The organism is Deefgea salmonis (assembly GCF_020531905.1).
GTDB lineage: Bacteria > Pseudomonadota > Gammaproteobacteria > Burkholderiales > Chitinibacteraceae > Deefgea > Deefgea salmonis.
The window spans coordinates 185,979-198,887 of record NZ_JAJAWG010000004.1 but is presented as its reverse complement, the minus strand read 5'-3'; the positions used below and the strand labels follow the sequence as shown (position 1 = coordinate 198,887).

The window sequence follows — 12,909 nt, the reverse complement described above, 5'->3', positions numbered from 1 at the left end:
AAGTCATAACGAGCACGCACTTTATGCCTTCATCACGCTTGATTCAACACACGGTGCGCAGACGCTGTCGCCGATAAAATCAAAGCGTCGCCATTAGATTCGCCCTCATTGATTAGCCCGAAGAACCAGCACAAAGCCAAAACATGGCCGCCGTTTCACAACAACAGCGCCATCTAGCCCAACTTAAATTGCGCGACACATTCAGCCAACTTGCCAGCAATCCAAATTGGCGCCAAATATTCGACCCATGTAATGAACAAAGAGTAACAAGCTGACCAAAACTGTATGAATTTTAGTGCGCCCTGATAAGCTATGATTTATATAAATTAAATAACTCATCATTTTGGAGCAAGTTTATGCAACTAAAAACCTGTTGGTTCGGCTTGGCACTACTGCCGCTCAGCGTTTCGCTATGGGCGAGCGACAGCCAGCCGACCGAAGTCGCGGTCAATCCATTGGTGGTTGCTAAAGCGGTTGAAATTGGGCGCTATCTACGCAGCCTACCCAAGGCCGAGGTAAAAGCCACTGTCACGCAAGATATTTTGTCGCCATCAGGCCAAATGATTCAAACCATGGGCAATAGCGCGATGACGATGGATGGCAACAATAAACTGTATGTCAAAATCAATAGTGACAATTTAAATCGCGAATACTTTTATAACGGCAAGCAATTAACACAATACTCGCCCACCTTGCATTACTACACCACGGTTGATGTTGCCGACAATACCAGCGACATGCTCAATCAAGTCGAAAACTACTATGCGCTGAATATTCCACTCAAATCGTTATTTGATATTGGCAAAGACCAAAGCGCACTCAATCAATTAACCTTGGCCGAATACGTCGGCGTCAGCAAAATTAATGGCCAGCTGTGTGATCATTTGGTATTTGCGCAGGAAAAATCAGTGTGGCAATTATGGACGAGCCGCAATAAACCATCGCTACCTTGCAAAGTGCTGATTACCGATAGTAGCCAGCCCAATCGCCCGGCACGATCTGAAACCTATACTTGGAATCTAAAGCCAAAACTCAATAACAGCGAATTTACCTTTAAAGCCAAACCAGGTGATATTGCGATTCCATTTAAAAAAGCGGCAGAATAAAGGACATTTATTATGTTTAAATTCGCATCAAAAGCCAGCATCCTTACTCTGAGCATAGTGGCTTTAATCAGCATGGGCATGCCCATCGAAGCGCAGGCCAGAGGCAATGGCGAGCATCAAAAAGGCGCTCGACCTGCTGCGAGCAAAAATAACAAAGCGCCTAATCGCAATAACAACAATAAAAACGATCATCGCAAAAACAAAAATAATATTAAAAATACCAATATCAGCAACAATAACGTCAACGTGAATGTCGATCATAATGGCGGTTACCGTCACGGTGATCGTTACGATAATAACTACCACCCTGTCGCAACAGCAGTGGCCGTTACCGCCGCGGTTGCGGTCACCTCTGCGGTGATTGGCAGCATTGTGAATGCCAACCAAATGCCAAGTAATTGCATCCAAGTGATGCGTGGCAATGGAGCGTATATGCAATGCGGATCAACCTGGTATCAACCACAATATCAAGGTAGTAATGTGACTTATATTGTAGTCAATCAGCCGTATTAATTCGCAGTATGCCGTGCTGATTCACGATGAGAAATGGATGATTAATCCATTTTTAGATAAAAAATAGGCCATTTATTTGGCCTATTTTTAATTGCAATCCCGCGGATTTTAGCCGGTGATTCAAACAAAAAATACCCCCAAGCCAGCGACTGATATTACCAAGCCGATGCGTTGGATTTTTTAGCTCGGCACTCGGCTTTCATTTTTTGTTTGGCAGCTGCGCGCTCAGCAGGCGTCATCACACCATTTTTATCGGTATCAACAAAATCAAAAAAAGCTTCCATTTTTTTGAGGTAATCGGTTTTACTTACTTCGACTTTTGGCATTACGCGTGGACCATCATCACAATCGGCGTAAGCCATGCTAGATCCCAAAACAGCGGTGGCCAGCAATGTGGCTTGAATTAAATGACGCATTGAAATCTCCTATTTAAACCGCTAAATACGGTCTTTTTTGAGTATAACAAAGCAAATCTAATACTCAAGCCATTATTTGCTTTATTTATTAGTAAAAATAACCATTGTTATTTGTAATAATAAAGCGATTAGTGGCTTATTGCTTCACCATGGAATGCGTCAATAGTTTTTGATTAACAAATTGCGCGGTAATTTGCACTTTGCCGTCTTTCCACATCGCCGTCTCACCTTGAATGCCTAAAAAACCCCCTGATTCACTCTGCGTTGGCTCACCTAAAATAGCCACCACTTCCGCCCGGTTCATCCCCGTTATGACCTTGTTGTAATTCTCGGCGGTAATTTTGCTACACGCCATCAGCAGCACCAGCAAAGATAAAATGAAATAACGTTTCATACTGTTTGTCCTTGGTTTCAAATCAAAAAAACAAGCAGCCCGTAGGCTGCTTGTTATCGTAGCAATGACTAAGCGGCTTAGCCGAGGAAAACGCGCGCATTGCGGAACATCCGCAGCCATGCGCCATCTTCAGACCAATCTTCCGGATGCCACGAGTTTTGCACCGTGCGGAATACGCGCTCTGGATGCGGCATCATAATGCTGAAGCGACCATCAGGCGTCGTTACGCCAGCAATACCATCAGGCGAGCCATTTGGATTCATCGGGTAGGTCTGCGTGGCTTTACCTTGGCTATCAACGTAACGCATCGCCACCAATGCCTTGGCTTTATCACCTTGCTGGCTGAAATTAGCAAACCCTTCGCCGTGGCTCACCACCACCGGCATTTGGCTGCCTTGCATACCAGCAAAGAACAGCGATGGTGATTTCATCACCTCGGCCATCACCAAGCGCGCTTCAAATTGCTCACTTTGATTGCGGGTAAATTTCGGCCAGTGCTCAGCGCCAGGAATAATGCCCGACAAATTGGCCATCATTTGGCAACCGTTACACACGCCCAAACCAAAGGTATCAGCACGGTTAAAGAACGCTTCAAACTGCTCACGCGCTGCGCCGTTAAACAGAATCGATTTCGCCCAGCCTTCACCAGCACCGAGTACGTCGCCGTACGAGAAACCACCGCAGGCGGCCAAACCATTGAAATCGGCCAGCTGTACGCGGCCCGCAATCACGTCGCTCATGTGTACGTCAACGGCTGCGAAACCAGCGCGAGTAAACGCCGCGCCCATTTCGACATGACCGTTCACGCCTTGCTCACGCAATACCGCAACGCGTGGTTTTGCGCCGCCGTTAATATATGGAGCGGCGATATACGGCGCTGCAACGTCTTCCGCCGGATTGAAACTTAATTTAGCAAACAAGCCTTTGTCGGCCTTATCACCAATGCGCGCGTATTCAGCGTCGGCGCATGCTGGATTGTCGCGCAGACGTTGGATTTGCCAGCTAGTGTGGCTCCAAGCGCGTTGCAGATTGACACGAGTTTCGTCCAGCAACAAACGATTACGTTTTTTGATTTTGAGCTTGTCGTCATGGTTGGTCGAACCAATCACGTGCAATTCACCCGCCAAACCGGCGTTCATAAACGCAGCAATCACCGCGGCGGTGTCGGAGCGACGCACTTGCATTACGGCGCCGAGTTCTTCATTGAACAACACGCCCATCACACGGCCGTTTTCGGCGCGCTCGATGTCATCGGATGAAATTTCGTCCAATTGACGTTGACGCAAACGGCGCTCGATACACAGCTCGTCGATTTCCAACGTAACGCCGCAGTGGCTAGCAAACATCATTTCTGACACGGCAGAGATCAAACCACCGTCAGAACGATCGTGATAAGCCAGCAACTTATCATCGGCGTTCAGTTGCTGAACCGTCGCAAAGAAGGATTTCAGGTGATCCACACTCACCACATCAGGGGCAAAATTACCCACTTGGCTATACACCTGCGCCAAGGCCGAGCCGCCTAAACGGCACTTGCCAGTACCCAAATCAATCAGCAATAAATCAGACTCAACGTCTTTAAGCACCGGCGTCAACGTTTTGGTGACGTCGGTGACCGGTGCAAAACCCGAAATAACCAAAGACAGCGGCGCAGTGACGGCTTTCGCCTCACCATCATTCCATACTGTTTTCATTGATAGCGAATCTTTACCGACGGGAATCGACACGCCGAGTTGACGGCACAATTCCAAACCAACGGCAGCGACGGTATCGTATAAATTGGCGTCTTCACCCGGATGCCCAGCAGGCGCCATCCAGTTGGCTGATAATTTAACGTCAGCTAATTTAGCAATCGGCGCAGCGGCAATATTGGTTAACGCTTCACCGACGGCCATGCGGCCAGATGCGGGGCCAGAAATCAAAGCAAGGGGGGTACGTTCACCCATCGCCATGGCTTCGCCGCGTAGCGTGTTATACCCCATGGTGGTAACCGCAACGTCCGCCACCGGCACTTGCCACGGGCCGACCATTTGATCGCGCGCGGTGTAACCACCGACAGTACGGTCACCGATGTTAATCAAGAACGATTTATCGGCCACAGATGGCAAAGCCAAAACGCGGTAGAGCGATTCTTTTAAATCCAGCGCCGCCGAATCAAAGGTTTGCAGCTCTGGCGTAATCCGTGTGACATCCCGCGTCATTTTTGGCGGTTTGCCAAGCAACACATCCATCGGCATATCGACGGGTTTATTGTCGAAATACGGATCTTCTACCGTGAGTTGGCGCTCGTCGGTAGTGCGACCAATCACCGCAAACGGGCAACGCTCGCGCTCGCAAATCGCTTCAAAGGTCAGTAAATCATTCGGATGAATGCCGAGCACATAGCGCTCTTGCGATTCGTTCGACCAAATTTCTTTCGGCGCCATGCCTTTTTCTTCGATATTCACTTTACGTAAATTGAAGACCGCGCCCATACCCGCGTCGTTCACCAATTCTGGGAAGGCATTCGAAATCCCACCGGCACCGACGTCATGAATCGACTGGATTGGATTTTTACTGCCCATTTGCCAGCAGCGATCAATCACTTCTTGGCAACGACGTTCCATTTCTGGATTACCACGCTGCACCGAATCAAAATCCAAATCCGCCGCGTTTGAGCCGGTTTCCATCGATGAAGCCGCGCTGCCGCCCATACCGATCAACATGCCCGGGCCACCGAGTTGAATCAGCAAGGAGCCATCAGGCAAATCATTTTTCTTCACGTGCAAGGCGCTGATATTGCCCAAACCACCGGCAATCATAATAGGCTTGTGATAACCACGGCGCTCGCCGTTGAAATCAAGCTCAAAGGTACGGAAATAACCGGCTAGATTTGGGCGACCAAATTCATTATTAAACGCTGCCGCACCAATTGGGCCTTCGATCATAATATCGAGCGCGCTGGCGATGCGATCAGGTTTGCCGTACGGCGTTTCCCACGGCTGAACATGGCCGGGTAACAACAAATTTGAAACAGTAAAGCCACACAGACCGGCTTTCGGTTTCGAGCCACGACCTGTTGCGCCCTCATCCCGAATTTCACCACCCGAACCGGTTGCTGCGCCCGGGAATGGAGAGATCGCGGTTGGATGATTGTGGGTTTCCACTTTCATCAAAATATGGGTTTCTTCCTGCGTGAAGGCATATTCAGCGCTGCCATTTTCTGAGATGGCCGCTGGGAAGAAACGTTCAGTTAACGCGCCTTCAATCACCGATGAATTATCCGAATACGCCACCACAGTGCCTTCCGGCGCGGCTTTATGCGTTTCGCGAATCATGCCAAACAAGCTGTAGTCTTGCGCTTGGCCGTCGATGATGAAATTAGCGTTAAAGATTTTATGTCGGCAATGCTCCGAGTTCGCTTGCGCAAACATCGTTAATTCCACATCGCTTGGATTACGACCTAGCTTGGTGAAGTTTTCCACCAAGTAATCAATCTCGTCGTCCGACAAAGCCAAGCCATACTCGCCATTGGCTTTTTCCAGTGCCGCTTTACCGCCGTTTAATACATCGACGGTTTCGAGTGGTTTTGGCTCAAAGTGACGGAATAATTCATTGCCCGCCGCCAAGCCATCAAACACTTGCTCGGTCATTCGGTCGTGAATCAACGGCAATAGGATGTTTTTTTCTGCGCTCGACAAAGCTGAACCATCGGCTTTGCTGGCATAAACCGCAATACCCCGTTCAATTCTTGCCACCTTGCCGGCCAAAGCGCAATGCAAGGCAATATCTGTCGCTTTAGAAGACCATGGTGAAATCGTGCCCAAACGTGGCAAGACCAAAATGGGTGTACCTTGCGCCAAATCGACTTGAGCAGGTTCTCCATAGCTCAAAATTTGCGCCAAGATTGCGGTATCAGCCTCACTCAAATCCTGAGTTTGCTCAATAAAGTGCCAGAATTCGGCGTACAAATTAACCGCAAGGCCTTGCGCAGCAAGTGCCGATGATAATTTTTCAATCCGAAATGGTGAAAGCGCGGTACCGCCGCGAAGTTGGAGCACATTGGCCATGTTTGAAATTAACCCAGAAATGTGGCAAAAAGTACGTAATCATACCGAAATTTCACCCACTTTAGGAGAAAGAAAGCAAGGACTCCCCCGTCAATCGGCCAAGCACATCACGAGGGTCTATTAGCGTTTGGTTTACCAGTCGCGTTTGTGCGGATTTTGGCCTGACGGCGAAACGCGCTCGGCGTTTGCCCAATACGCGCACTAAATTGCTGATAAAAATGACTCAAGCACGCATAACCACTTTGCATGGCCACCCAATCAATCCCCCGATCCGTTGTCAGTAATAAATGACAAGCATGGGCAATTCGTAAGCGCAAAACTTCTTGGCTAAAACTCGATTTCATTTGCTGCGCAAAGAGTCGTTTTAACGTCGTCACACTACAAGCGGCCACTTCGGCCAGCTCAGCCAAGCTCACTGCCCGTAGATAGTTCACCTGCAAGTGCGCCATCGCCTTCATCAAACGTCGATCAGGATCGAGCTGCACCACTTGGGCATCAATAAAACGTGCGGCACGGTCTTTTTCTAATTCAGACAAAATATCCAGTACCGCAATTAAGCGCTTGACGCCCGTTAATTCATGTAAGCGCGCCAAACGCGGTGCCAGCAACTGCGTAAATGCTGGGCTAAACACCACCCCTTGCCGAATTTGCGCCAGCCATTGGCACAAGTGGCGTAACTCTGGCATGCCATGCTCAGTCAGCGCCACCAGCCAATCAAGGCGAAACAACACCACTTGTAATTCCAACGCTGCGCCATCGCTGCGTGCGGGCGCTTGCCAGCTATGCGGTTGATTGGGCGCGACCAAGGCCAAATCACACTCAGTGATACTTTCAATGTCATGACCAATATGGCGCTGCCCGCCAGCGCCTAGCGTTAAAGTCAGCTCATACTCGGGATGAAAGTGAAAATTAAACGCAATATGCTCCGCCACATGATGATTTAAACGCCATGCATGGCCTTGCGAATTGCCAATCCATTCTCTAATAAGCATCGCCACCTCTCGTTTGAGCCAATCATATACTTTATTGAGCCAATAGCAGATAAAATCAGCCACACTAGCGGTATAACTGCGCTATCGGTGCGTTGTCGCATCATCCGAACGACAGCGCACCGGCAATGCTCGCATTGTACTGGTCGCGCTTTTACACTGTCAGACGGGCAAAAGACCCAGTTCAACCACCCCAAGGGAGAGTTAAAATAATGAGCAATCCAGCTGGCGCACACCTCAAACTGACATGGGCGAATAAAACCAACGCCCATAACGGCGATAACTTTCTTGCCGAGTTAACACTCGACAATCTTTCCGACCAAGTCTTACCGTCATCAGGCTGGGCTTTGTATTTTAATACTTGCCGCAAAATCAAACCCGAAACCGTCAGCGGTGACGTTGAAGTTACGCATGTAAACGGCGACTTTTGGCGTCTCGCGCCGAAGGCCGGTTTTGCTGCGGTGACCTCAGGCCAGTCGCGTACCTTTGCCTACGAAGGCCTGTATTGGGTCATTGCCGAAACCGATGCACCACTGGGTTTTTATATTGTGTATAACGACGGCCAAGAGAACGCCTATCACGAAACGATAGGAGACCCTGAAATCGCTCCGTTTGTAACCGAGCAGCAACGCCATCGTAAAGCCGATGATTTAGTGCCGCTGAGCACCCCAGCACTGACGTTTGAACACAACCAAGATTTGCACCCACTGCCGATCGAGCAAGTCGGCAAAATCACCCCAAGCCCATTGTCGAGCGAATGGCTCAATGGTGAATTTAGTATTAACAAAGACACCTTGATTGTTCACAGCAGCCAATTGGCCACCGAAGCGCGCTTTTTGCGCGCGGCGATTCATGATGTGAGCCGCGTGTATTTACAACAAGCCGCTATTCGCCCAACAGGCAGCCAAGCGATTGTGTTGCAAATCGGCGCCGTTGCGGTCAGTGACACCTTAGCGCCCAACGAAGCCTATTCGCTGCAAATTAATGCCAACGAAATCATCATTACCGGCGCGAGCGCACACGGCGTATTTAATGCCTTGCAGAGCCTGCGTCAGCTGTTGCCGGTAGCCGCCTTCCTCAATCCGCAAGCAGAACTGAGCGTACCTTGCTGCCGAATTATTGACGCACCACGCTTTGCGTATCGCGGCATGCATTTAGACGTTGGTCGTAATTTCAGCAGCAAAGACAGTGTCTTGCGCCTACTGGACTGCATGGCGCTGTATAAGCTGAATCAATTTCATTTTCATATCACTGACGATGAAGGCTGGCGCCTGGAAATCCCTAGCCTGCCAGAACTCACCGAAATCGGCAGCCAACGCGGCTTTACCCAAACGGAAACCGACCATTTAGTGCCGTGCTTTGGCTCTGGCGGTGATGTGAGCAATCCAGCCGGTAGTGGTTTTTATAGCCGCGCCGACTTTATCGAAATCTTGCAATTTGCCACCGCGCGCCACATCGAAGTCGTGCCAGAAATCGACGTACCCGGGCATGCCCGTGCGGCAATTAAAGCCATGAACTTGCGCTACCACCGCTTGATGGCGCAAGGACAAACCGACGCCGCCAAACACTATTTGCTGTGTGACTTTGACGATGCATCCGACTATGAATCCGTGCAATTGTGGCACGACAATGTCATCTGCATCGCCCAAGAGTCTTGCTACAACTTTATCGAAACGGTATTGCACGATTTACAAGCGATGTACCTTGAAGCTGGCGCGCCGCTAACCACCATGCACACTGGTGGCGACGAAGTACCGCACGGCGCATGGGAAAAATCCCCCGTTTGCCAAGCCTTTATGCAAGCGCAAGGCATGACACAAATCGTTCAACTGCAAAATTACTTCCTCGCCCGTTACCGTGATTTATTAAAAAAATACGGCTTGGTGTTTGGTGGTTGGGAAGAAATCGCCTTAGTCAAAACCGAAGTCAATGGCGAACACACCCACGGGCCAAATCCAGAGTTTGTAAACGCCAACTTCCGCCCTTACGTGTGGAACAACGTTTGGGGCTGGGGGCAAGAAGACTTTGCTTATCAGTTGGCCAATGCCGGTTATAAAACCGTGCTATCCAATGTAACCAATTTGTATTTTGACTTGGCCTATAGCAAAGATCCTGCTGAGCCCGGCTACTACTGGGGTGGCTTTATCGAAACCCGTGGCGCATTTGAATTTTGCCCCTTGGATATTTTCACCACCGCCACCGTCGATTTAATGGGCCATCCGCTCGATCAAGAAAAAATCGCCAGCAAAGTGCGCTTAACGCCAACTGGGGTGAACAATATCATCGGGATTCAAGGCCAACTGTGGGCCGAAAACATCCGTGATGCGGCCCGCTTGGAATACCTCGCCATGCCACGCATGATCGCTTTAGCCGAGCGCGCTTGGGCGCGGGATCCAAAATGGACTTTGATCGCCGATGCAGAGCAGCGCCAAGCCCAAATGGATGCCGATTGGAATGAGTTTGCCAATCGTCTTGGTCAACGTGAACTAGCGCGTTTGGATGGATTTTTAGGCGGCTACGGCTACCGCATTCCATTGCCAGGCGCCAAAGTGGAAAACGGCCAACTGCTCGCCAATGTTTCAGCACCGGGTTTAACCATTCGCTACACCGTTGATGGCAGCGAACCCACCGCCCAATCAGCGCCCTACACCAGCGCGCTCGATTACGCGGCACTCAGCCAAGCGGCTGGCTTTACGGGCGTGAAGCTCGCCACCTTCAGCAGCAGCAATCGAAAAAGCGCCACAGTTGTAGTCCACTAAACCCGCCGCAATCTCTAAGCCCCGCATGATGCGGGGCTTTTTTTTGCTAATCACACAGCGCATTGCGTGCCAGCCGCCAATCCAAAGAAAAAATATCGATGTATATTCACGCAAGTCAATATACCTATTGATTCTATGCATATACCCATCATAACAATTTATTTTAACCCCATAAAAATATGCCCTATCAAATCAAACACCTAAATCACCGTCAATTTTGATTTGGTAAAATCCACCGCGCATTGCAGCCTCTCGCCACGCCAAACTAGGGAAAACACCTATTCTTTGCATTTGTCATATCTTCGTAATCTTCGGCCTCGCTCGACACCCTTAGAAGAAAAACCAATGCGCATTGGCACTCGATTATTACTACTCAATCTTGCCGGACTGTTTTTTATTGCCGTGCTGGCCGGCTCCGCATGGTGGCAATACCAACAACTCGACCACCTGTTTCAACAAGCCATCAGCGTTGACAGTAAAAAACTCAATACACTCAATAACATTGAACGCGCAATGGCCAGCTTACGCCGCAATGTGTATGAGCACATCGCCGTTGAAGATCCCACGCAATACCCCGCAATCGAATCCAAAATTCAGGACGATTTAACAACGGCAAACAACACGCTAGAAAACTTAAGTCGCCAAGGCGAACATCCTGAACTCATCGGCCAGATCCGAATCCAACTCCAGCAATACCAAAATGGCCTTGAATCGATCCTAGCGCCCTCCCGGAGCAACGACGACGCCGCCGCAATGCACGTCGTCAAAGAAAAAATGCAGCCCATTGGCATCGAGCTCACCCTTGCCCTCAAAGCATTAACCGAAAAAGGCGAGGCCGACCTCGCGCAGTCGCAACAACAATTTAGCCAACGCATTAGCAGTGCCAATCAAACCGGCCTGAGCATCGCCATCACCGCCGCCCTGCTATTAATGGGCCTAGGTGTGTTGATCGCCCAGCAAATTCGCCGCCCACTCGAATCGCTAGCCACCACCGCCAAGCAACTGGCACAAGACTTTGACTTTCGCCGCCGCATCCCGCAGCCGAGCAGCAACGATGAAATCGCCCAAACCATCAATGCATTTAACACTTTGCTCGATGCACTCCAACCGAGCTTGCGTCAAGTACATCAACACGGCAATCAACTCGCTAGCATGGCTGAAAACATGGCCGCCAGTGCCAATCAACTGCAAGGCGCAACCCAAGACGTTAGCTCAGCCACGGCCAGCATGGCCGCCGCAATCGAAGAGGTCAGCACCAGCGTGGCGCACGTTGCCCACCGCGCCCAATCGGCCAATACACAAGCCAGTGAATCGGGCGCACTCGCTATGCGCGGCGAACACATCATCGGCGAATCGATGACCAGCATTGATTTAATCTCGAATGAAGTGCGCCAAGCCTCGCAAAGAATCGAGCAACTCTCGGTCCGCAGCAACGAAATCAGCACCGTGATTAAAGTCATTCGAGAAATTGCCGAGCAAACCAATTTGCTCGCATTAAATGCCGCCATCGAAGCGGCCAGAGCCGGTGAAACAGGACGCGGCTTTGCCGTTGTCGCCGACGAAGTCCGCAAACTCGCCGAACGCACCGGGCTGTCCACTGCCGAAATCGCCACCACCATCAATGCCATGCAACACGAAGCGGCAGCCACCGTCAGCTCAATGAATGGCGCATTACTGCAAGTCGAAAATGGCGTACAACAAGCCGATCAAGCACGCCAAGCCATTCACCACATTCGAATCGGCGCAGATTCATTAAAAACAGAAATTGCTGAAATTAGCAATTCCATGCAAGAACAGCGCAGTGCCAGCTTACAAATTGCAACTCGCATTGAGCAAATCGCACAGCAAACCGAAGAAACCAGCCAAGTCGCCGATCAATCGGCGCACAACGCCACCGCCCTCAAACAACTCTCCAGCGCCCTACGCAATAGCATCGCGAATTACCATGTTTAAACCACAACAAACCGCCCCATCAACGCAGTAAAAAACCAACGGCCAACAAAAAGCCCCATCATCGATGGGGCTTGGTCATTCAGCACGAGTAAATTGAAATTATTCAGAAATAAACAATTCAATTTCAACGTTTTCTGCCGAGTATTGAATCTGCGCCAACAAGACCGCATCGACAAAATTAGCAAACCGGCGCAATACAATCGAATTGGCTAACGCTGGGCCCATTTCAGAGCGAAACTCAGTCACATATTGCAAAGCGCCAACGTGATTGGTTTCTAACTCATCTTCATTATCACTAATAATGCTCTTAATTTGTTTGCGAATTTCTTTTACTTCTTTAAACAAGTCGCTCGAAATTTCGCACAATTGAGCAAATTGAATCGCAATATCAATCTTGCTACCCGGCACTAAAAAACGGCTTAAAGTACGCGATGCATTTTGTAATAATTCTAATTCCAAATCATCGACATACAAATCCATAGGGAAATGACCATCTACCGCTTTGAGCGCCTGACGAATGCCTTCATTCGATTTTAATGCCTCAGGCAAACGATTACTGGCACGGGCACCGACTTTATAACGACCTTTATTGCTCATTTAATGCTCCTAGCTTTCGATTTACAAAAGAGTGTATCTCAGCAGTGTGACGCCCCTTTTAATTAGCATCAAGTCTGAAGTCAATCCCACGACAAAAACCCATCAAGTCCCATCAAGCCGCCAACACCACTGC

General features: G+C 49.6%; 9 protein-coding genes. 4 read left to right on the top strand and 5 right to left on the bottom strand.

Going from position 1 to position 12,909, the window contains the following annotated elements; genetic code table 11:
* The first annotated feature begins 356 nt into the window (after positions 1 to 356).
* Positions 357 to 1,106, top strand: coding sequence for a DUF2092 domain-containing protein (locus tag LG219_RS08925; RefSeq protein WP_226764154.1), 750 nt, complete (start codon positions 357 to 359; stop codon positions 1,104 to 1,106).
* Positions 1,107 to 1,118: 12 nt separating this feature from the next.
* Positions 1,119 to 1,619: a hypothetical protein gene (locus tag LG219_RS08920; protein ID WP_226764153.1), complete on the top strand. Its 501-nt coding sequence runs from the start codon at positions 1,119 to 1,121 to the stop codon at positions 1,617 to 1,619.
* A 155-nt stretch (positions 1,620 to 1,774) separates the two neighbouring features.
* On the opposite strand, the gene LG219_RS08915 is transcribed toward LG219_RS08920, so the two are convergent.
* The 4 genes from LG219_RS08915 to LG219_RS08900 form a co-directional block, all read right to left on the bottom strand.
* Positions 1,775 to 2,035, bottom strand: a complete 261-nt coding sequence (locus LG219_RS08915) for a hypothetical protein (protein ID WP_226764152.1) — start codon at positions 2,033 to 2,035, stop codon at positions 1,775 to 1,777.
* 136 nt (positions 2,036 to 2,171) lie between these two features.
* Entirely contained in the window at positions 2,172 to 2,429 is a 258-nt protein-coding gene (locus tag LG219_RS08910) for a hypothetical protein (RefSeq protein ID WP_226764151.1), read from the bottom strand.
* A gap of 77 nt (positions 2,430 to 2,506) precedes the next feature.
* A complete protein-coding gene (purL, locus tag LG219_RS08905; protein WP_226764150.1) occupies positions 2,507 to 6,478 on the bottom strand; it encodes a phosphoribosylformylglycinamidine synthase in 3,972 nt (1,323 codons plus the stop codon).
* A gap of 107 nt (positions 6,479 to 6,585) precedes the next feature.
* Positions 6,586 to 7,470: an AraC family transcriptional regulator gene (locus LG219_RS08900; protein ID WP_226764149.1), complete on the bottom strand. Its 885-nt coding sequence runs from the start codon at positions 7,468 to 7,470 to the stop codon at positions 6,586 to 6,588.
* Between the two features lie 209 nt (positions 7,471 to 7,679).
* Here LG219_RS08900 and LG219_RS08895 point away from each other — a divergent pair, with 209 nt between their 5' ends.
* A complete protein-coding gene (locus LG219_RS08895) occupies positions 7,680 to 10,226 on the top strand; it encodes a family 20 glycosylhydrolase (protein ID WP_226764148.1) in 2,547 nt (848 codons plus the stop codon).
* Between the two features lie 345 nt (positions 10,227 to 10,571).
* Positions 10,572 to 12,179 (top strand): methyl-accepting chemotaxis protein, encoded by a 1,608-nt coding sequence (locus tag LG219_RS08890; protein ID WP_226764147.1) that lies wholly within the window; start codon positions 10,572 to 10,574, stop codon positions 12,177 to 12,179.
* A 99-nt stretch (positions 12,180 to 12,278) separates the two neighbouring features.
* On the opposite strand, the gene LG219_RS08885 is transcribed toward LG219_RS08890, so the two are convergent.
* On the bottom strand, positions 12,279 to 12,776 hold the full coding sequence (locus LG219_RS08885; RefSeq protein WP_226764146.1) for a hypothetical protein: 498 nt from the start codon (positions 12,774 to 12,776) through the stop codon (positions 12,279 to 12,281).
* Positions 12,777 to 12,909 lie beyond the last annotated feature (133 nt).